At 70.4% G+C, this 20,834-nt stretch carries 17 protein-coding genes and 1 pseudogene; 11 read left to right on the top strand and 7 right to left on the bottom strand.

The window, feature by feature from the left end; all coding sequences use genetic code 11:
* Positions 1-230: 230 nt before the first annotated feature.
* Positions 231-599 (bottom strand): VOC family protein, encoded by a 369-nt coding sequence (locus ACIO3R_RS24910; protein WP_402108772.1) that lies wholly within the window; start codon positions 597-599, stop codon positions 231-233.
* Between the two features lie 63 nt (positions 600-662).
* Between ACIO3R_RS24910 and ACIO3R_RS24905 the strand changes: the two genes are divergently transcribed.
* Positions 663-1,121, top strand: coding sequence for a MarR family winged helix-turn-helix transcriptional regulator (locus ACIO3R_RS24905; protein ID WP_385026884.1), 459 nt, complete (start codon positions 663-665; stop codon positions 1,119-1,121).
* Here ACIO3R_RS24905 and ACIO3R_RS24900 read toward each other — a convergent pair.
* Positions 1,088-1,528, bottom strand: a complete 441-nt coding sequence (locus ACIO3R_RS24900) for a hypothetical protein (RefSeq protein ID WP_402108768.1) — start codon at positions 1,526-1,528, stop codon at positions 1,088-1,090. The genes ACIO3R_RS24905 and ACIO3R_RS24900 overlap by 34 nt on opposite strands.
* A gap of 386 nt (positions 1,529-1,914) precedes the next feature.
* On the opposite strand from ACIO3R_RS24900, the gene ACIO3R_RS24895 reads away from it, so the two are divergent.
* The 4 genes from ACIO3R_RS24895 to ACIO3R_RS24880 all read left to right on the top strand — a co-directional run bounded on the left by ACIO3R_RS24895 (position 1,915) and on the right by ACIO3R_RS24880 (position 10,321).
* Positions 1,915-6,579 carry a sacsin N-terminal ATP-binding-like domain-containing protein gene (locus ACIO3R_RS24895; protein ID WP_402108765.1) on the top strand — a complete coding sequence of 1,555 codons (4,665 nt, stop codon included), beginning with the start codon at positions 1,915-1,917 and terminating at the stop codon, positions 6,577-6,579.
* Positions 6,580-6,666: 87 nt separating this feature from the next.
* A complete protein-coding gene (locus ACIO3R_RS24890; protein ID WP_385026875.1) occupies positions 6,667-7,920 on the top strand; it encodes a glycosyltransferase family 4 protein in 1,254 nt (417 codons plus the stop codon).
* Positions 7,917-8,780, top strand: coding sequence for a hypothetical protein (locus tag ACIO3R_RS24885; protein WP_385026872.1), 864 nt, complete (start codon positions 7,917-7,919; stop codon positions 8,778-8,780). Before ACIO3R_RS24890 ends, ACIO3R_RS24885 begins: the two co-directional genes overlap by 4 nt.
* A 170-nt stretch (positions 8,781-8,950) precedes the next feature.
* Entirely contained in the window at positions 8,951-10,321 is a 1,371-nt protein-coding gene (locus tag ACIO3R_RS24880) for a DEAD/DEAH box helicase (protein ID WP_402108762.1), read from the top strand.
* A gap of 214 nt (positions 10,322-10,535) precedes the next feature.
* On the opposite strand, the gene ACIO3R_RS24875 is transcribed toward ACIO3R_RS24880, so the two are convergent.
* Entirely contained in the window at positions 10,536-11,141 is a 606-nt protein-coding gene (locus ACIO3R_RS24875; RefSeq protein ID WP_402108759.1) for a class I SAM-dependent methyltransferase, read from the bottom strand.
* A 229-nt stretch (positions 11,142-11,370) separates the two neighbouring features.
* Here ACIO3R_RS24875 and ACIO3R_RS24870 point away from each other — a divergent pair, with 229 nt between their 5' ends.
* The 3 genes from ACIO3R_RS24870 to ACIO3R_RS24860 all read left to right on the top strand — a co-directional run bounded on the left by ACIO3R_RS24870 (position 11,371) and on the right by ACIO3R_RS24860 (position 13,869).
* Positions 11,371-11,967 carry a hypothetical protein gene (locus ACIO3R_RS24870; protein ID WP_385026863.1) on the top strand — a complete coding sequence of 199 codons (597 nt, stop codon included), beginning with the start codon at positions 11,371-11,373 and terminating at the stop codon, positions 11,965-11,967.
* Between the two features lie 193 nt (positions 11,968-12,160).
* Positions 12,161-13,219, top strand: coding sequence for a recombinase RecA (gene recA / locus ACIO3R_RS24865; RefSeq protein WP_385026860.1), 1,059 nt, complete (start codon positions 12,161-12,163; stop codon positions 13,217-13,219).
* Positions 13,220-13,446: 227 nt separating this feature from the next.
* Complete coding sequence (locus tag ACIO3R_RS24860) at positions 13,447-13,869, top strand: FKBP-type peptidyl-prolyl cis-trans isomerase (protein WP_385026857.1); 423 nt, start codon at positions 13,447-13,449, stop codon at positions 13,867-13,869.
* An 89-nt stretch (positions 13,870-13,958) separates the two neighbouring features.
* Here the strand turns inward: ACIO3R_RS24860 and ACIO3R_RS24855 are convergent, their stop codons facing one another.
* The gene (locus ACIO3R_RS24855) at positions 13,959-14,591 is read right to left on the bottom strand and encodes a hypothetical protein (protein WP_402108754.1); all 633 of its coding nucleotides are present in this window, start codon (positions 14,589-14,591) and stop codon (positions 13,959-13,961) included.
* A 99-nt stretch (positions 14,592-14,690) separates the two neighbouring features.
* Between ACIO3R_RS24855 and ACIO3R_RS24850 the strand changes: the two are divergent.
* Positions 14,691-14,945, top strand: a pseudogene (locus ACIO3R_RS24850) (IS1380 family transposase); the annotation flags it as partial.
* A 3-nt stretch (positions 14,946-14,948) separates the two neighbouring features.
* Entirely contained in the window at positions 14,949-16,214 is a 1,266-nt protein-coding gene (locus ACIO3R_RS24845) for a DUF6357 family protein (RefSeq protein ID WP_402108882.1), read from the top strand.
* A gap of 187 nt (positions 16,215-16,401) precedes the next feature.
* Here ACIO3R_RS24845 and lysA read toward each other — a convergent pair whose 3' ends face one another.
* The 3 genes from lysA to ACIO3R_RS24830 all read right to left on the bottom strand — a co-directional run bounded on the left by lysA (position 16,402) and on the right by ACIO3R_RS24830 (position 19,910).
* Positions 16,402-17,745 (bottom strand): diaminopimelate decarboxylase, encoded by a 1,344-nt coding sequence (lysA, locus tag ACIO3R_RS24840; RefSeq protein ID WP_402108881.1) that lies wholly within the window; start codon positions 17,743-17,745, stop codon positions 16,402-16,404.
* A gap of 65 nt (positions 17,746-17,810) precedes the next feature.
* The gene (locus ACIO3R_RS24835; protein WP_385026851.1) at positions 17,811-18,215 is read right to left on the bottom strand and encodes an SAV_915 family protein; all 405 of its coding nucleotides are present in this window, start codon (positions 18,213-18,215) and stop codon (positions 17,811-17,813) included.
* A gap of 225 nt (positions 18,216-18,440) precedes the next feature.
* A complete protein-coding gene (locus ACIO3R_RS24830) occupies positions 18,441-19,910 on the bottom strand; it encodes an FAD-dependent monooxygenase (RefSeq protein ID WP_402108752.1) in 1,470 nt (489 codons plus the stop codon).
* Between the two features lie 63 nt (positions 19,911-19,973).
* On the opposite strand from ACIO3R_RS24830, the gene ACIO3R_RS24825 reads away from it, so the two are divergent.
* Positions 19,974-20,591 carry a TetR/AcrR family transcriptional regulator C-terminal domain-containing protein gene (locus ACIO3R_RS24825; RefSeq protein WP_385026846.1) on the top strand — a complete coding sequence of 206 codons (618 nt, stop codon included), beginning with the start codon at positions 19,974-19,976 and terminating at the stop codon, positions 20,589-20,591.
* Positions 20,592-20,834 lie beyond the last annotated feature (243 nt).

The following is a 20,834-nucleotide window of genomic DNA, read 5'->3' as shown; positions in this document are numbered from 1 at the left end:
GGGTGACCCACACCCGCACGGACGCATCATCCTTTCAAGACCGTTGACCGGTCCAGCCGGGCACACTTCGGCGCACGACGGCATACCCCTCGGCGCGCGGCTGCCGCGGTCGCGTCTCGACGCCAGGCTTGCCCGCAACCCGAACAGCGTGAATGTCGCCCGGATTCTCGCACCTCGGGCGCAAACTGCGACCTTCGGGGACCGGTGATCGTCCGGTGGTGTGGGGCGTGTCAGGCGCGGTCGTGGAGGGTGACTTGGTAGCCGTCGGGGTCGGCGAAGGTGAAGGTCCGGCCGAAGGGGCCGTCAATGGGTGCGGAGACGATGGGGCGACCGTCTGCGACGAGAGCATCGTGGATGGCCTGGACGTCTGTGGCGTGGAGCCAGATCGCGACACCGATGCCGGGCTGGGCAACGGATGCGAGATCGGTGCCGGGAACGACGCCGCGGAGTGCGAACGCGATCGGCTTCGTCTCGAAGACAACGGCGTGCGGAGGTCCGGCCTGCGAACGGACGAGGCCGAGGTACTGCTCGTAGAACGCCTGCGAGGCGTCCAGGTCGCGCACCTGGAGCGAAATGAAGTCGGGGCCGGTGGCGGGCATGATGGTGCTCCTTCTCTTCGTGTCAGATTCCTGACACAGACCAACGTATGTCAGAATGCTGACATGAGTCAAAACGGCGCCGGCGTCGACCTGGACAAATCACTGGGCTACCTGCTGAAAGAGGCTTCGAGCGCCTTGCGCTCGGCCATGGAGGAGGTGCTGCGGCCACTCGGGATGAGCGTGACGCACTACTCCTGCCTCGAACTGCTGGCTCAACGGCCGGGCTTGTCGAACTCCGAGCTCGCGCGTGGCGCGTTCGTGACACGGCAGTCGATGAACGTGCTGCTCCAGAACCTGGAACGGGAGGGCTACGTGACCAGGCCCGCGGAGGCGCCCGTCGGGAAGGCTCTTCCCGCGCGGCTCACACCTCGCGGCCGACGGAGCCTGGAGAAGGCGACCGTAGCGGTGCGGTCCATCGAGGTCAGAATGCTGGCCGGTATGACCGAGACCGAGCAGTCGGGCGCGTTCCGGATCCTGCGGAGCATGATTCATTCCCTGCGCGATGACGACGGCGGTGCGTAGGCCGTCCCCCGGTGCATCACCTTGCCCTCCTCGCCTCGCCGCCGGCCGGCCATGGCTTCGTCGTACACGAGCAGTACGTCATCGGTCTGGGTGGCGGGATCGTCGGTGGCGACGGTCCTCGCCAGCCGGTTCAGCCTGGTGAGGAGGAGCGTGGACTCTGCCGTGATCACGGCCTGGACGGGGTGGTCGAGGCCGGGCAGTTCGGTGCCGGTCGCGAGGAAGGCGCACCCGCGGCCCGGGGTGTACCGGCCCCGACAGATGGAGACCGCGTCGAAGAGGGCCAGGAGCTTCTCGGCGGGTGAGGCCACAGCGTCAATTGCTTCCCGCCACAGCCGGTCCCGGCGGTCCAGGCGCCGGCGCAGCGCCGCAACGATCAGACCGTCCATCACAGCGCTGGTGACGCGCATCGGCTCAGGACTGCCCTCGGCGGCAGCACCGCCGGCACGAAGCGCTCTGGGCGTTCCGGTCCGCCGAGGCGCCCTACCAGGCCGGTCTGACAACCGAAGGGCGACCGGAATCAGTTTCCGCCGCATTCACCCCCCTGCCGGGGCGCGACGCCATCCAGCCCACCGCGTGCACCTGCGGTACCGGCATCGTTCAGCCGAACCGCACCGCACCCCACGGCACCTCGCACACATGGCTGGATCACGACTGCCCGATCAGCGGGAACCGTCCCGGACCCCAGGCTGGTCGACATCACAAGGCACCAAAGGGGAGGGATACGGGCGTGGACGCTCTCGCGGCGGCGGTACACACACTTCTGGAAGATCCGGACGCGGCTACGGAAATAGAGGTGACGACCCCGGAAGAAGCGGCACGCGCCGTCGGGCTCCTCGACCAAGGGCTGCGCGGCGGCCGCGGGGTCCACCGCAAGATGGCCGAGGGCGCGCTGCACGGCGCCAAGACACTCTCGACCGACCGGCTTCAGGTCCTCTCCGAGTTCGTCCAGAACTCCGACGACGCGGGAGCCCGACAGCTCCGCATCATGCTGCGGTCCGACGACGTTCTGGTCGCCCACGACGGAGCCGGGCTGCGCCTGACCGATGTCCTCCCGCTCGGCATGCCCTGGCTCACCGGCAAGACGGCCGACGCCGAAGCCACCGGCCGGTTCGGCATCGGACTGTCCACGCTCAGGGCCCTCACCACGGTGTGGGAGGTGCACTGCCACCCCTTCCACGTGCGCTTCTCCGGCACCGATCTCGAACCCGCGGCGCCGCCGGAACTCCCCCACGGGATCTCCGGACCCGAGTGGACCGTCTTCCGCATCCCGCTGGCCCCCGGCACGCTGACCGCGGCCCAGCTCCTTGAATGGTTCGAGGACTGGAACGACGCTTCCCTGCTCTTTCTGCGTCACCTCCGCAGCCTCGAGGTGACGGCGGGCGAGCACAGCACCGTACTGACCCTGTCCTGGCAGGACGTGACACGGCGTCGGCTTCTGATCGAGGGCGTCGATCACCAGGTGACCGTGCAGCACGCCCGAGCGACCGATGGAGCGCTGTGGCGTGTGTACACGGCGCAGGTGGCACCGCACCCCGACTGGGAACGGAGCCACAAGGCGCTGGGTTCCGTCGTGCCCGTGGGCATCGCGCTCCCCCTGGAGCGCGGGGCGAGCGGCAGCGTCCACGCCGGTCTGCCCGTCGCCCCGCTGGACGTGGCGGCCCGCGTCCACACCCAGTTCGACCCCGTCGCCAGCCGCGAGGGCTTCGCCGGCAGCCGCCTCAACACGCAGCTCGTCCCCGTGATCGCCGACCTGTGGGCCGCCTGCGTGCGCGACGTCCTGGAGAGGGTGGATCACACAGCGTGGCACCTCATTCCGCTCCCCCGCCCGTCGGGCTCCGCGCCGGCCAACCTGCTCCAGGACCGGATCCGCACCGAACTGCTCGCTCGCGCAAGACAGTTGCTCGCCGCCGAGCTGGCCTTCCCGGTCGCGGAGGGTGGCCCAGAGGCACCGCTTGCCGATTTCGCGGTCGAGGAGGCGGCGCTGTCGGGGGTCCTCGACGACACCGACATCGCCCGCCTGGGCAAAGCCCCGTACGCCTTGCCTGCCGCCGTCCGCGACAGCGGGGGCCGCTGGCGGAAGGTCCTTGCGGACTGGCGTGCGGCGGGTAGCGCGGATCTGTGCGCCGAGGTGCGGGTAGTGGACGCGCTCAGCCTGTTCTCCGACGACGGGTGGCAGGAGGTCCCGCGGCTCGTACGGCTCGCCGCGGTCGCACTCGACGCGGGCCACGAGTCCGTGCTCGCAGGCCGGCGTTGCCTGGTCACCGCCGATGGCCACCGGCTTCGGCCGCAGCCCTCGGAGAACGTGTTCGCCGACGCGTCCGGCGAGGCCACCGGCCCCTTGGACGTACTGGGCGCGGTCATGGATCTGCATCCCGCCTACGCGGAGGACAACGCCTGGGCGAAGACCGTCACCGCATGGCTGCAACGGCGGAACTGCGTGGTGCGCCGCGAAGACACGGCAGCCGTACTGAAGATCGTCGCCCGGCGCGGAAGAGCCGGCGGGCAGCTTCCCGACGGCGACGAGGCGTCGGAGGCCGCCCGGCTTGTCGCCCTGCAGCGGGCGCTCGGCGAGATGCCCAAGAAGCTTCGCGACCCGCTCGGTCCGGGCATCGGACAGGCCGTCCTCCTCAACGGCTTCGCCTACGACAAGGACGGGACCGAGCAGTCCCATCGTGTGAAGCCCAACGCCGCCTATATCCCGCAGGCGTTGGAGACCGCTGACGGAGACCGGTTCGAGGTCGCGGCACGCAGGACTCCCGGTCTCATCTGGGTGCGCCGCTCCTACGCGCGATCACTGCTCTCCGCCGCCCAGGCAGGCGGTCTGAGCCAGACGGCCTTCCTGCGACTGCTGGGCGTGGCGGACGCTCCCCGGCTCACTCCGGCGCACGAGGCCTATTACCCGGGCTACACCAAGACGTACCCGGGCGATCTCCGTCACGGCCTCGCACGGAACTGCGGGTGGTCCGTCATGGACCGGCGGATGGAGATGATGTCCAAGGGAGCCGACCACACCCTGGACGACCTGACCAGCAACGACCTCGTCGCCGTGGTCAAGAACATCGCGGCCGAGCAGGACGTGACCGAGCGACGACGCCGCACAGCCGCCCTGCTGCGCACCCTCACCACACCGCTGGCCAGTTCCGAGCAGTCCGTCGTCCCGATGGCCAAGGGCCACTACAAGTGGAACGTCATGGGAGAGACGGCGGCCATCTGGGTGTGGCGGCTCCGGGAGACCGCCTGGCTGGAGGACAGCCGGGGCCGCCTCCGCCCGCCGACCGAACTCACCCTGCGCACACCGGATACGGAGGCCTTGTACGGACCGGAGGATCCCGGATATCTGCACCCGGCGATCCACAGAGCCCTGGCCACCCGCACGGAGACCCTCACCACGCTCGGTGTCTGCGGTGATCCCGATGTCCCGCGCCTGATGGAACGGCTGCGTGAACTCCGGAACCGTCAGGCCGACGACACCGCAGATACCGACACCGATGTCCATCCCGGTGCCGATGCCCCTACCGATGCCGGTGTGCCGGACAGCCTGAGGGCGGAGGCGCTGCTGGTCTATCAATCCCTGGCACGGAGTCTGACTCACCGTTCGGGAGAGGCGACCCAGACGGCGGTGGAGAAGCAGATCCGCCAGGAGTTCCGGTACGAGGAACTCGTCCTGACCGACCAGGGCTGGCTGCGGACCGGCGAGTGCTTCCGGGGACCTGCGATCCTGCGAGGCTTCCGTCCCTTCACCCTGACCGGGGCGGACGTCGACCCGCTGTGGCAGGTACTGGGCATCCCCGAACCCGGGCTCGATGACCTCATCGAGGTGCTGAAGGAGATCTCCGGGACGGGTGCGGCCCCCGACGCCGAGCGCGAAAGGGTCATGCTGGAGGCTCTGCGCCGCCTGCGGGACGTGATCTCCCGCGACGACAAGCCGATGTCGCCGGGGCTCCAGAGCAGGCTGAGGAGTCTGCCGCTGTGGACCACGGCCGGCTGGGTCAAGGGCAAGGGCCGATCGGTGTTCGCCGTGGCCGACTCCGGGGTTGAGCGGGTCCTGACGGACCGGCTGCCGCTGTGGAGGCCGGGAGGGAACGTGCAGCAGTTCGCGTCGCTGTTCGGGCGGCTGCGCGTCACGCCCCTGGATGTCGCGGGCGCCCAGGTCACGTACGGGACCGGAGGTGTGGACGGGGGCGGAGACGTGGACGGGGCTGCGGGCGCCGCCCTGGACCACCCGGTCGACGCGAGCCTCACGGAGGACTTCCGGCGGGGAGTCGCCGCGCTCCAGGACCTTCTGGTGCGCGACGAGCCCGGGACGGCCGAGGCCTTCACCGGCTGGACCTGGCTGGCGGGCCTGGAGGTCCGGCTGCTCCCTGGCCTGCGGATCCGCCTCGATCCGGGAGAGACGTACGAGCTCATCGAGCTCCCCGTCGACGCGCAGATCGACCGCGACCGCAACACGCTGTTCCTGCGCTCGCACACGGCGCTGACCACCAAGACGGGCGCGGGCGCGGCCATCGCCGCCCACTTCGCGCAAGAGCGGTCGCGGGTGGGCCACGGCTGGCGGGACGTCTGGGAGGAAGGCCTCGTGGAGGCGGGGGCCGGAACCGCGCTCACATCGGCAGGCCAGCGGGACCGCGAGGAGCGGCAGCGGCTCGCCGAGGAACTGCACCGGCGCGCACAACGGGCTCCCGCCGGGCCGATGCCGACCGGGAAGCCGGCCCCTCCGCGAGGCACGAGCACGGGCACGGCTGCCCCCGCCGGCCCGACCGGCACCGTCCCGGGCCCCCGCAACGGTTCAGCTCCCGCGCCGGGAAGCCCCGGGACCGTGACCGGGTCCGGCACCGGGCCCGGCCCGCAGCACACGCCGGTCGCCCGCCCCCTGGTGGACGCGGTCCACTTCGACGTACCGCCCGGCAAGGTCACCCGCACGGGAACCCCGTCCGCACCGGGCGGCGCCCCTGCCCGTACGCCGGGGACACCGGGGTCCTCGCCCCGCCGGCCCGGGATCCCACTCCCCCGGCCCAGGACCGGAGGGGCCCCGCCGCGCAACCAGGCCTCACCGCTCGGCTACGCCGACCACCACAAGGAGGAGCTCGTCATCCAGGCGCTCCGCCGGATCCTCCAGGACCAGGGTGTCGAGCTGGACGACCAGCGGGGCGCGTCGGGGATGGGCGCCGACGCCTACGACTCGACCGGACGCTATTACGAGATCAAGGCCCACGGACGTGCTGTCCCGGGCGAGTTGACCCTGACGCGGACGGAGTTCGTCCGTGCCTGGTCCGAGGGCGAGAACTACACGCTCGTGATCGCCTCACACCTGGAGAAGGGCGCCGGTGAGCCGACCCTCCGCCTGGTGAACGACCCCGTGCACCGCTTCGAGGTCGAGCCCCCGACGGATGTCCGTCTCAAGGGCGTACGGGACCTGTCGGTGGAGTCGACCGTGTACGAGTGGCCCGGCACGGAGTAGTACCCCTCTCGCCCCGCGTCCGCAGGCTCGTCCCTGCGGCCGTGGGGCGCAGGCAACCATCCGTAGCCGCCGACTGTCATGTACGGCATGAAGATCTCTTTCCTTTTACACAACGCATATGGAATAGGAGGGACGATCGCTACTACGTTCAACTTGGCCCGAGCACTGGCCGATCGGCACGATGTGGAGATCATCTCGGCTCTCCGGAACCGGGAACAGCCCCGCCTCACACCCGATCCGCGCGTGCGGCTGCGGCCCCTGGTGGACCTGCGGCACGAACAGAACGACCCGCGGCACCTGACACCGGCGAAGATCTTCCCCTCGTCCGAATACCGCTACCGCGAGTACAGTGCGCTCACCGATGAGCGCATCGGCGAGGCGCTGGCGTCGATCGACGCCGATGTCGTCGTGGGTACCCGCCCCGGCCTCAACGTCCACCTGGCTCTCCAGGCCCCCGCGCGGACCGTGCGGGTCGGACAGGAACACCTCACGCTCGACAACCACCCGCCGCGGCTGCGCAACGCGCTGCGCCGGGTCTATCCGCGCCTGGACGCGATCACGCCCGTCACGGAGGCCGACGCCGCCGTCTACCGGCGCAAGATGCGGCTGCCCGGCGTGCGGGTGCAGGCGCTGCCCAACAGTGTCCCGGCCCCGGCCCTCCCGCCGGCGGACGGCCGTGAGCGGGTCGTGGTCGCCGCCGGACGGCTGGTGCCGGTGAAGCGGTTCGACCTGCTGATCGAGGCCTTCGCCGCGGTCGCCGCGGAGTATCCCGACTGGCAGTTGCGCATTTACGGCAAGGGCGAGGAACAGGAGCGGCTGCGTGGGCTCATCGACCGGTTGGGGCTGTACAACAACGTCTTCCTGATGGGCCCGGTGACCCCGATGGAAGCCGAGTGGGTCAAGGGCTCGATCGGGGCGGCGACATCGGATTTCGAGCCCTTCGGCATGACCATCGTCGAGGCGATGCGCTGTGGGCTGCCGGTCGTGAGCACCGACTGTGCGTACGGCCCCGGCGAGATCATCGCCCCCGGTGAGGACGGCCGGCTGGTTCCCGTCGGAGACCGGGACGCGCTGGCCGGCGCCCTGCTGGACCTCGTGGGCGACGACGAACTGCGTCGGCGCATGGGGCGCACCGCGCTGGAGAACTCGCGGCGTTACGCCCCCGCCCCCGTCGTGGCCCAGGCCGAGCGGTTGTTCGAGGAACTCCTGACGGCCCGGAGTGACGACCGGCCGGCGCACGGGACGGACCATGCCTTGGTGAGCGGCGGCTACGCGGCCAGGGACACCATGCTCGTCGCGGCCGGCAATGTCGTGCGGGTCGCACGGAAGGCGCGGCGATGAGCGGCAGTGACCGCGTCGGCTTGAGCGGCCCGGTGGAGCAGCCCCGCGGGGAGATGACGGTGGAGGAGGAGGGGCGGTTGGTCGTACGCGTACGGCTGCCGCTGCCCGCCTCGGCCCGTCCCCGGCTGCTGCTTCAGCCGCGCCCGAAGAAGGGGGAGCCGGAGGAGAGCGGCCGCTACGTCGAGCTGGAGCCCGCGGGGCAGGACCAGTGGCGGGCCGTACTGGAGGCGGCTCCGGCTCTTGAGGAAGGCCGCTGGGACGCCTACGTCGTGGGCGTGCCGGGCGAGGAGCGCACACCGCTGCTGCCCGGTCTGCGTGATCTGCGCGCGCTGGTGTCCGGCGGGGGCGACGGCCGGACAGCGCCGGTGGCGGTCCGGATCCCGTACGCCACCAAGGACGGCCGGCTCGCCGTACGGGCCTGGTGGCGGGCCATGCACGCGGAGGCCGGCCGGATCGTCCTCGCGGGTGGCTCGATGACCGTGACGGCGCGGCTGTTCGGCGCCCGGCTGGGCGACGGCGCGGCGGTGTCGCTGCGCCGACGGGGGCAGGACACCGCCGTACGGCAGATCGCGCTCCGGGCGCAGGGCGACCAGGACTTCTCGTTCACCGTCGACTACGGGGAGCTCGTGACGGACGGCGGAGGGCCGGGAGCGGGGAAGGCGCCGGTGGTCTGGGACGTGTACGTCCACCCCGTCACCGGCGCACCGCGGATCCGGGTGGCCCGGCTGCTGGACGACATCGCGGACCGCAAGACGGTCTTCGTCTACCCGGCCACGGTGTTCGGCGGGGTATCGGCGCGTCCGTACTACACGTTCGACAACGACCTCTCCGTGGAGGTCGGACCGCGGCGGGGACGGTGAACGAAGGCGCTGCCGGCCTTCTCCTCGCTGCGCGAGGAGAAGGCCGGCAGCGAGGCCCAGGGTCCGAACCCTCGCTGGTAAACTGAGGGCACGCTTCGAGAATGTTGGGGCCCGTGCCGTGGGGTACGGGCCCCGGCGCGTTCCGGGCGCCAGACCGAGGAAGGTGCCCGATGAACGCGAAGCCGCCGGCCCCGAAGGGCGAACTCACACCGCCGCAGACGGCTGCCCCTGGCCTGCCGCCGGTCGAGTCCTTCGACGCACTCGGACTGCCGCCGCACCTTATGGTGACGATGACCGGCCTCGGCGTGACAGAGCCCTTCCCGATCCAGGCGGCGACCCTGCCCAATGCGCTGGCCGGCCGTGATGTCCTCGGCCGCGCGCGAACCGGCTCCGGCAAGACGCTTGCCTTCGGACTCGCGCTGCTGGCTCGGACGGCAGGTATGCAGGCGGAGCCGAAGCGGCCGCTCGCACTCGTCCTGGTGCCGACCCGGGAGCTCGCGCAGCAGGTGAGCGACGCGCTGGCCCCGTACGCGCAGGCGCTGAACGTACGGCTGGCGACGGTGGTCGGCGGGCTGGCGATCAACCGGCAGGCGGCGCTGCTGCGGACCGGCGCCGAAGTGGTCGTCGCGACGCCGGGACGCCTCGCCGACCTGGTATCGCGCCGGTTCTGCGATCTGCAGCAGGTGCGGATCACCGTGCTGGACGAGGCGGACCAGATGTGCGACCTGGGGTTCCTGCCGCAGGTCTCGGAAATCCTGGACCAGGTCCGCCCCGACGGGCAGCGGCTCCTGTTCTCGGCCACGCTCGACCGCAACGTCGACCAGTTGGTGCGCGACTACCTGCATGAGCCGGTGGTCGCCTCGCTCGACCGGGTGGCGGGCTCGGTCGCCACGATGGAACACCATGTGCTGAACATCCACCCCGCCGACAAGTACGCGACCGCGACCGAGATCGCCGCGCGGGACGGCCGGGTCCTGATGTTCCTGGACACCAAGGCCGGTGTGGACCAGTTCACCCGGCACCTGCGGGCCAGCGGCGTACGGGCCGGCGCCCTGCACAGCGGGAAGTCGCAGCCGCAGCGCACGCACACGCTCGCGCAGTTCAAGGACGGCGAGATCACCGTGCTGGTAGCCACCAACGTCGCGGCGCGCGGCATTCACATCGAGGCGCTCGACCTCGTCGTCAACGTCGATCCGCCGGCCGACGCGAAGGACTACCTGCACCGTGGTGGGCGTACGGCTCGTGCCGGGGAGTCCGGGAACGTGGTCACGCTGGTCACCCCGAACCAGCGGCGAGACGTGAACCGGATCATGACCGACGCCCGGATCCGGCCGACGGTCACCCAGGTGCGCTCCGGCGAGGAGAAGCTGACCGCCATCACCGGGGCGAAGCGCCCGCCCATCGAAGGCAAGGGCAGCGGCAACGTCGCTTTCCGTGGCATGGGCACTCGTCCGGGCCGCCCCAAGGAGTCCCGCAGAACGGCCGACGCGCGCAAGACGGCTGAAGCACGCGCGGCGGCCCGGGTACGCAAGGGCCGCTGACCCGGACTGACTTGCCGGAAGAGGACCGAGCCGCATCCGCGGCTGCCACCCGTACGAGCAGAACAATCCCAGCTGTCACCCACCGTGCCGGCACCATCGGGGGATGACCGCCACGGAAACCGGTTGCCGAAAGGGAGCCGCCCACGGACCGTGCGGAGTCGGCCCTCCCCCGGCCTGCCTGGTGGACGAGGTGGTCAGGACCTCCGGTACGCCCTCACCGACGGTGGACGCTGACGGCATAGCCGCCGCCGTCGTAAGGGTCGGCGTCCCAGGTGGCGAAGCGGTCGACGAGGGTCAGGCCGGCAGCGGCGCAGCAGTCGTCGTAGTCCGACAGCGTGAGGTGGGGCGGCACCGGCAGGTGGGCTTCGTCCAGGCCGAAGCCGGCGACGAGCAGGCCACCGGGGCGCAGGGCCGCGGACAGGTGCTCCACCACCGTCGTCTCGGTACCAGGGGCGAGCAACGGGAAGATGTTGCCCGCAGCGACGACGAGGTCGAAGCCTCCCGCAATGCCGAGCTGGGCCGGTTCGAACTCGGCCAGATCGACCTGGAACCAGGGCAGTCCGGGCGACTGCTCGCGCGCCACCGCCAGCATCGACGCGTCAAGATCCACCCCGACGCAGTCGTACCCGAGTTCCGCGAGCCGGATCATGACCCGCCCGGTACCGCACCCGGCGTCCAGCACCCGCGCTCCGACAGGTACGAGGGCCGCACAGAACCGCGCCTCACCGTGCACGTTCTTGCCACTACGGGCCAGGGCCGCGAATCGTGCGGCGTAGTCCTCCCCGGACGCTTTCCCGGCCAAATCCGTCCAGCGACTCATAAGGCCAATCATAGGGTGCCCGTGTGGTCATGCGGAGCAGTGGCTGGACTCACGGCGCTCCCCTTCGGCCGGAGCGGGAGCATCCGGCGCAACGGGCTCGTTCACGTCCCAGGACTTGTTCCGCGCCCGAATCACGGGCGTGTTCGGCAGTCTCCGGCGTACTCGGCCTCTTGTCAGACACCGCTGTTACGTTGAGGTGAGGATCTTGCCTCGACCCTGGAGAGGGCGCATGTACGACGAGCGGCTCACTGAGTTCTCCCGCGCGCGACTGGACGGCCGTCCGGTACCCGACGATCTGCGCGTGCTCCTGGTGGCGCAGTGGGAAGGCCGCACCGACTTCGCCCGCCTTCTCCACCTCGAATTCTTCGAAGCGGGAGAGAGCCACCCGCTCCTGGACACCAGCTATCTGAGCGAGAAGGAACTCGCAGACCCGGAGTTGCAGGCCGTCAACGCCGCAGCCGCGGAGATGGCCAAGTACGTCAAGCTCGTGGCGAAGGGCGGAAAGGGGTGGATCGGCTACTGGCTGCACCCCGACGAACCCGCGGACCGTGCCTGGCACCTCATAGAGCTGGACACCGAGTTCACCTTCTGGAGCCTGGTCGGCCTCACCCTGACCGAGGCGTCCGCTGCCGAGCAGGCAAGTTACCAGGATGAGCCCGACGAGCGAATCGCGTTCACACAACTCGCCGCCGGACTCGCCGAGCTCGGCCTACCGCTGAGTACCCACGACTACGACGCCCTCGATGACACCGAGTACAGGGTGGACCCGGAGAAGCTCATGGAGGAGCTGGTCGAAGCCGAACGTGCGAAGCGCGGTCCTCGCTGAGCGGGGAGACGCCGAGGCCCCGGGTGCCACCGGCCGCGCGCGACCCGTCCCGCTTCCCTCCGTTTGGTACCTTTCACTGGACACGTAAATCGATCGGATGTTCGTTTTTGGATCTCCGGCAGTCCGTTGTCGGCAGCAGACGCCCACGTTCTCCGACGTGCGGCGGGCCACTCAATCGGACCGGGTGAAGCTCATGGCAGGAACCGACCACGAGAAGGCGCTGGACACCGCGCTCGCGCAGATCGAGCGGAAGTTCGGCAAGGGCGCGGTCATGCGCCTCGGCGAGCGGCCCAACGAGCCCATCGAGGTGATCCCTACCGGGTCGACCGCACTGGACGTGGCGCTCGGTGTGGGCGGTCTGCCGCGCGGCCGCGTGGTGGAGGTGTACGGGCCGGAGTCCTCCGGTAAGACGACGCTGACCCTGCACGCCGTGGCGAACGCACAGAAAGCCGGCGGCACGGTGGCGTTCATCGACGCCGAGCACGCTCTGGACCCGGAGTACGCCAAAAAGCTCGGTGTCGACACCGACAACCTCATCCTGTCCCAGCCGGACAACGGTGAACAGGCGCTGGAGATCGTCGACATCCTGATCCGCTCCGGCGCGATCGACTTGATCGTGATCGACTCCGTCGCGGCCCTGGTGCCACGTGCCGAGATCGAGGGCGCCATGGGTGACTCCCACATGGGCCTGCAGGCCCGTCTGATGAGCCAGGCGCTCCGCAAGATCACCAGCGCGCTCAGCCAGACGAGGACAACGGCGATCTTCATCAACCAGCTGCGCGAGAAGATCGGTGTGATGTTCGGCTCGCCGGAGACCACGACCGGTGGCCGGGCACTGAAGTTCTACGCTTCGGTGCGCCTCGACATCCGGCGTATCGAGACGCTGAAGGACGGGACCGACGCGATCGGCAACCGCACCCGCGTCAAGGTCGTCAAGAACAAGGTCGCGCCGCCCTTCAAACAGGCGGAGTTCGACATCCTCTACGGCCAGGGGATCAGCCGTGAGGGCGGCCTGATCGACATGGGCGTGGACAACGGCTTCGTGCGCAAGGCCGGCGCCTGGTACACGTACGAGGGCGACCAGCTCGGCCAGGGCAAGGAGAACGCCCGCACCTTCCTCAAGGACAACCCCGACCTCACCAACGAGATCGAGAAGAAGATCCTCGAGAAGCTCGGCATCGGGGTACCGCCGAAGGCCGCGCTCGCGGAGGACACGGGCACTGTCCCCGCTCTTGTCCCGGATGCCGCCTGACACATGCGCGCGCACAGCATCCCGTTTCCGCAGAGCCGCGGCTCGGAGGCGTAGATGTCTTGGCCTTTGGCCACTGGGGAAACCGCGACACGGGTGGCATGGCCGCTCGGGCGGCTGCGGACACGGGTGCATGTGCATTGCCGGTAGCGTGATCGTCTGCCGCATGGAATGTCCATGTGTCCGGTCGGCCCGTGCGGCGGATTCCGGTGGCGAGCGATGGGACCGTGATGAGCGAACTGACGAAGCCCGGAGTTGAGGTTCCGGAGGGCGACACGCCTACCGAGTTGACGATCCGGGACCTCGTGGTCGGGGACGGGCCCGAGGCGCAGCCGGGCAGAGTCGTCCAGGTTCACTATGTCGGGGTCACGGTCGCGTCAGGAAGGGAGTTCGACTCCTCCTGGGAGCGGGACAGTCCGTTCAAGTTCGCCGTGGGCGGTGGCAGGGTCATCAAGGGCTTGGACCGGGGAGTGAGGGGAATGAAGGTGGGCGGGCGGCGCGAGATCATCGTTCCGCCGCGTCTCGGTTACGGCAAGCAGTCACCCTCTGCGCTGATCCCGGCGGGCTCGACACTGATCTTCGTCGTGGACTTGCTCACGGTCGTGGGCGGGCCCGCCGGGGCGCGGCCCGGCTTCACCGGCTCGGCCGCCTGAACCTGGCGCTCCTGAGGGGCCGGGGGCACCCTGTCACTGCCACGCAAGGGCAGCTGTACTGATCGGCAGACACCCACGGGCACTCGGTTTCACCACCCTCGGTCCGCGGCGCAGGATCCTCCCGGGTCGGACCCGAGCGGCCGGACGGCCTTGCTCACATGCGGCTCGAAAGCCGTGAGGACACTCCAGCTTGCGCCGCCGTCCAGTCGCTTCCAGGTGGTCACGGGGCGGGAGTCCATCGTCACCGTCGCGATGTTCCGGTCTGTCACGATCGAGATGCGCAGCCGCACCGGGCTGCCGGAGGAACGCCCACAGACAACGGTGAGCTTGCCGTGCGTGAACTCCTCGACCTCGTCGATCCGGGGAGCCGGAACCTTCTTGAGGGCGTACAGCACGCTGTCGGTGAGCTGATAGGGAGTCGTGCCGGTGGGCACCGGGACTCGGATCTCGGCGGTGCACGGCACAAACGCGGCCTCGGCCGTCAGCGGCAGCCCCTGCCGTGCGGCCGCGCGTCGGGCGTGCCACGTGTTCGACGTGGCGATCGCGACGGCGAGGACGGCTCCCGCCGCAAGGCCGGAGAGCGTCCCCCGGAGCAGCGAGCCCGCCCAGGCGCTCGTGTCCTGCGATATGAGTACACCGGCCATCGCACCGCTGACGATGACGGCAATCAGGACGGTGGACACCGCGCTGCGGCGCACGGTCGCGAGCCAGTAGCTGAGCATGTTCGAGGTTCGCGGTTCCTGTGTGAGGGGCGGGCCGGGGTGAGCGGGGACGACAGGCCATCGAAGGTCCTGTTCGTTACGGGAGAAGGCACTTCCCGGGTGCGGAAGCGTATCGGGTCGTACCCGCGTGTCCGCGTCGAGGGCAGCGGTCGTGGAGTGGTCTCGCAGGCCGGGGCCGTGCCGCTGGTGGAAACGGTCCGCACGCCGGGCCTGGATACCGCGATATCTGCGGCTCTGACGCCCTGACGCAAGCCGCGGGCGGTGCACGATCCCGGCAGGACGCGGCCGGATGTGGCACTCACGGTCGCCTTCGGCGGCGACTGCCTGGCCGATGTCGGCATGCTGAAGAATGAGTCCATGAGAGACATCGTTTTCACGCGCCGGAGCGGCTGGATCCCGAACGTGATCCGCGAGGACGGTGAGCTGAAGCTGATGCTCGGTGCCGGGGCCGACGCCAACCATGCGCCTCGCACGTTCACGTTCTCGATCGGGGAAGCCCATCTTGCGGTGATCCGGGAGGACCTGGCCAGACACCTGCTGCTCTGGAGTGCGGTCCTTCCGTTGTGCGACGCCGCCGGAACCCGGGGCCGGCTCGACGAGGACGCTGCCACCGCGCTCCTGGACCCGGTCCTCCTCGCCGCGCCCGCGGACGTCGACGCGCTCTTCCAGCGCATCCGCTGGGACAGGGGTCGCCTCATAGCCCATGGGGCTGACATCGATCTGCTCGGGCGCGGTCAGGTCTGCGCGGCGATGCGCGCGGCGACGGAGACGCCCAACGGGAAACGAGCTCAGGAGTACCACGCGAACCGCCGTCGCGCCGAGCGCGGCACGGTACTCGGTCCCCTCGACGCCGCGCTTCTGATGTACACGGGCCAGTACCTGCACGGCGCGACGGTGCCGAGGCGGATCTCCGACGCCGTCGACCCCGCGCTGCTGCCCGAGGTCATGGGTGTGATCGCCACCGCGGAGCAGGCATGTGCCGGGATGCGGATCGGCCGCGATCCGCGGCGGGGGAAGCGCGCCACGGACAAACGTGACTGGGATCGGATGGCTACGACGGTCGACGCGGCCGTACGTCGTGCACACCCTGGGCTCGCTGATGAGGCGGTACGTACTGTGAGCTTCCTGGTGTGCTCGGAGGCCGCGGACCGGTCCAGGAGCACGCCCATGGATGATGACGCGGAGACGGCCGGCGACCGCGCCCGCTTCGGCGGGGGTGCGAGGAAGACGCCCTTGTCGTTCACCGACGACAAGGGCGTCGAGAAGAAGTGGCTCCCGGACAGTCCCCGCACTGCCACCGCGGAGTTCTGGGAGTTCGTCGGCGATCGCTCCGCCGCGGACAACGAAGTGTTCACCATCGAGGACGAGGAGAGGGGCGAAGGGATCCAGCTCCACTTCTACGCGGACTCCATCGCCCGGATCACGACCGTGCACGAGGCCGAGGGCGGCGGGTCGGATCCGGAGTACCGGGTCGAGTACAGCCTGGTCGACGGGATCGGCGGGTACCGGAACCTGGTGAGCGCCTTCGTCCGGGGCGGCTGCGCCGCACTCGGACACCACGGCTCCTGGATGCCGGATGCCGCTGAGTTCGAGCGCGCGCGCCGGCGGCGCGACGCCGGATAGTGCCGGCGCGAGCGGACCCACGCGTGAGGGGCACGTGGATCCGGTCTCACGCACCCTGGCTCGGGCCGGGTGAGGTTCCCCTGCCCGTCCGTGTCCACGGCGTTGGCTGCTCGGTCGTCTCGCAGGCCTGATAGGTGCCGCAGGTCAAGACGGTCCGCAAGCCGGGGCTCGACCGGTCCCGGACGGTTCACAGTCCGATGTCGCGGCCGTTGATGTCGGCGAGGGACTCGCGGCGTATGAGCAGCCGGGCGCGGCCTTCGTGGACGGCGGCCACGGGCGGGCGCCCGACCGCGTTGTAACTGGACGCCATGGAGAGGTGGTAGGCGCCCGCGACCGGGATGGCCACCAGGTCTCCCGGGTGGACGTCGCCCGGCAGTGCCGCATCGGCGGCGAGTACGTCACCCGCCTCGCAGTGCCGGCCGACGACGGTCGCCGTGCAGGGTTCGGCCGTCGAGCGGCGGCCGATGAGGCGGGGCGCGTAGCGGGCGCCGTACAGCGCGGGCCGCGGGTTGTCGCTCATCCCGCCGTCCACGGCCACGAAGACGCGGTCGCCGGTCCGTTTGACGGCCAGTACCCGGTAGAGCGCCACGCCTGCGGGTCCCACCAGGGCGCGGCCGGGCTCGACGGTGAGACGGGGCACGGGGATGCCGGCGGCGGCGCAGCTCGTGGCCAGTTCGCGGCGGATGCGGTCACCGAGGGACGGAATGTCGAGGGAGTCCTCGCCGGGCCGGTAGGCGACGGCGTGCCCGCCTCCCATGTCCAGCTCGGGCAGCACGACTCCGTGCTGTCGGTGGACCTGGGCCAGCAGCCCCACCATGCGTCGGAGCGCGGTCAGGTAGGGCTTGACCGTGGTGATCTGCGAGCCGATGTGGCAGTGCAGACCGGCCAGTTCGAGGTGCGGCTGGTCGAGGATCCGGGCGATGGCGTGCTGGGCGCTGCCGTCGTTGAGGGAGAGCCCGAACTTCTGGTCGTCCATGCCGGTGCGGATCGCCGCGTGGCCGCCCGCGCTGACGCCGGGGATCACGCGGACCAGCACCTTCTGCCGGGCGCCGTCCGGGACGAGCGCGGCCAGCCGGGCGATCTCCCACGCGCTGTCGATGACGATCCTTCCGACCCCGAGACGGAGTGCGGCGCTCAGGTCGTCCGGGCTCTTGGCGTTGCCGTGCAGCACGATGCGGGCGGGCGGAAAGCCGTTGGTGACGGCGAACTCCAGCTCACCTGCCGAGCAGACGTCCAGGCCGAGGCCCTCCTCCCGTACCCAGTGCAGGAGGGCGCGGCAGAGGAATGCCTTCGCCGCGTAGACGACGTCCGTGTCCGGGAAGGCCCGCACGTAGGTGCGGCAGCGTTCCCGCACCTCACCCTCGTCGAAGAGGTAGACCGGGGTCCCGAACCGTTCGGCCGCCTCGACGAGCGACACCCCTCCGACCGCGACATCGCCGTGGGAGGTGAGCCGCGCGGAAGCGGGCCAGACGGACAGGGCTGCGGCGTTGCCCGGCGTCACCGGGACCGGCACCGGGGCCGCGTGCGGCATCGTCGGTACCGAAGTCGGAGCCGACAGGGCAGGCAGCGTCGTGTTCATGTTGTTCCCCCAGCCGGTCAAGAGGTCGATGCAGGAATCAGTGACGGTGTGCCGCTCGCGCTCAGCGCGTCGACCGTCCGCAAGTCCCGCGCCGGACGGCGCTCCCGCCGCGGTTCGCCGGCCGCACGGCCGCCGGGCCCGGGGGCGGTCATCAGCGGGTCGACGGTGAGGCCGACGACTCCCAGGGGCGCGACGAGCGCGCGCACCGCCGGCTCGGAGAGCCGGATCCACGCCTGCCGCTCCCCGAGGGTGCGCGTCAGGTGCCGCTCACTGGTGAAGGCGACTGCGGTACGGACACCGAGGGGCGTGCGGAAGAGGCGTGCGCTGGAGCCCATGGCCCCCTGCCGGACCGGAAGGAACAAGGCTCCGGTCCGGTCCGAATGAAGGGGGTCGGGGTCCTCGGCGCACTGGTTGTCGTTCATGGCACTCCTCGTGGAGACGGGTGGCTCGCCCAGGACTCCTGGCCGGCCGGGTCATACCCGTGACGCTATGCCCGCTCCCGCGGGGCGGGAGGTGTCCGTTAACAGACCCTTGATCCCGAACGCCCGACCCTTGACGCGTGGTTGACGGCAGTGTTTCGCAGCGACCCTTTCACCCCGGTCCGGCTGCCGACGGCCGGGTGGCCGTGGACATCGATGGCCTCCTGGTCAGCGGTGAGTGGCGGATGCCGCCGCGTGTGCCTCGGCCCGCAGGACTTCGGCATCGGGCTGTTCGCTCGCCCAGGCGACATGGCCGTCGGGGCGGATGAGCGCGGCACGCACGGTGGACCAGGCGGGGCGCGGGTCGGGCCGGTGCGCTGTGTGCGTGATGACGTGAGGGGTGGAGGACGGCGGTGCCGGGGTGCCGGCGAAGTACAGCAGGACGTGGCGGCCGGTCCGGAGCAGTGTGAAGAGGTCCGTGCTGTCGGAGAGTTCGAGGTTGGGTGCGCGGTGTCCGGTCAGGGGGTGGTGGTGTGCGGGGGCCGGGTAGGTGACGGCAAGCGCGGAGAGCCGTTCGGCCAGGCTTCGGGAGAACTCCGGTACGGTGGCGATGAGTTGACTCAGCAGCGCGCGCAGGTCCTGACCCTCCGCCGAGTAGGCGTTCATCAGTGCCGTCTGGGCGCGGGTGCTGAGCAGCAGGTCGGCGCCGACCGGGTGGCGTTCGGTGTGGTAGCTGTCCAGGAGTCCGGCGGGGGCGGCGCCTGCCACTGTGGCGGCCAGTTTCCAGCCGAGGTTCATGGCGTCCTGCACGCCGACGTTGAGGCCCACACCTCCGGCCGGGTAGTGCATGTGCGCCGCGTCGCCGGCGAGGAGGACGCGGCCCCTGCGGTACTCGGCGGCCTGGCGGGTGGCGTTGCCGAACCGGGAGAGCCAGCTCGGGTCACGCATGCCGAAGTCGGTCCCGGCGATCCGGGTCACCTTGGCGCGCAGCCCGTCGAGGGTGAGTTCGCCGGGGTACCCGGTACCGGTGCCGTCCGGGTCACCCCCGACGATCCGGTGAGTGCCGCCCGGCATCGGGACCACCATGACGCCGCCCGTCGGGCCCGACACGGCGGACACCGCTCCCCGCGGCGGGTTGTCCAGGACGACGTCGCCCAGGAAGCCCCAGGTGGTGGCATCGTTGCCGGGGAAGTCGATGCCCGCCGCTTCGCGCACGGTGCTTCGGGTTCCGTCGCAGCCGACGACGTAAGCGGCGCGCAGTGTGTACGGGCCGTCGGGGCCGGTCGCGTCGACGCTCACCCCGTCCTCGTCCTGGGTGAGTCCGGTCACTTGGTGCCCGCGACGGATTTCGGCTCCGGCCGCAATCGCGTGCCCCTCCAGCAGCTCCTCGGTGCGGGCCTGCGGCAGGGCGAGCGTGAAGGGGTAGGGGGTGTCGAGGGCCCCGAAGTCCATCCGGTCGTCGAGCCCGCCGAAGTGGCCGCTGGGGATGCGCCGCCCCTCCGCGAGGAAGGGCTCCAGCGCGTCCCGGGTGGCCAGGACCTCCAGTGTGCGCGGGTGGATGGTGAGGGCCTTGGAGTGGGGATCCCGCTCGCGGCGGGTTTCCAGGACGGTGACGGACGCCCCGCCCAGCCGCAGTTCGGCGGCCAGCCACAGCCCGGTGGGGCCGCCTCCTGCGATGACTACGTGCTCGTGCTTCATGACAGCCCCTCAAGAGTGTCTTGGTCGGTGACCAAGGCTTGATGCGCCCAGTAGACTAGGTCGGTGACCAAGAAGCAAGCAGAGGATCTCGCCCGGACCCCGCTCGACCCCGGAACAGTGGTGCGGGCGGCCCTGGAACTGCTGGACGAGAAAGGCGCGGACGGGCTCTCGATCCGCGGTATCGCGGACCGGCTCGGCGTACGGATGAACACAGTGCTCTGGCACGCGAAAACGAAAGCGCGGCTGCTGGAGTTGATGGCGGACGCGATCGTGGCCGGGGCGCCGGTGGAGGGGCTGCCCGAGCCCTGGGAACCACGGGTCCGCGAGCTGTTCCACCGCTACCGCCGCGCCCTGCTGGCCCACCGGGACGGGGCCAGGATCGTGGCCGGTACGTACGCCGCCGAACCCGCAACACTCCGCTTCGCCGACGTGATGACCGAGGCACTGCTGGCGGGCGGGCTGGCGGAACGCGAGGCGGTCTGGACCGGCTGGAGCCTGGTCTACTTCACCCTGGGGCTGACCCAGGAGGAACAGGCACTTCCTGACGCGATGGGACCGGCGTTCGCACGACGGCTGGACTCGGGCGAATACCCCTCACTGTCCCGGGCCGCCGCGCAGTTCGAGGACACCTCCTTCGACGAGCGCTTCGACTACGGGCTCTCCCGCATCCTGGGGGTGTGAACCGGAACGGCACCCGAGCGGGCCGGACTCTCCACGCCGACGAAGAGCCCGGCCCGCCTTCCCGGGAAACCCACAGAGCCTCAGTAAGCAGGGCGCACCGGCGCCAGGGATGCCCTCAGGCGAGGTCAGAACATTCTCCCTGTATCGGTCAGCCATCCCGACCTGGCGACCGATTGTCCGACAAGTTGTGCGTGGGAATCTAACAGCAGCAGTGCCGTGCTTCAAGGAGTCCGAAAGAAGCAT

The sequence above is a fragment of the Streptomyces sp. NPDC087428 genome (assembly GCF_044744085.1).
Taxonomy (GTDB): domain Bacteria; phylum Actinomycetota; class Actinomycetes; order Streptomycetales; family Streptomycetaceae; genus Streptomyces.
Note: the sequence above shows the minus strand (reverse complement) of the source record. Positions and strands in the feature narration are given on the sequence as shown.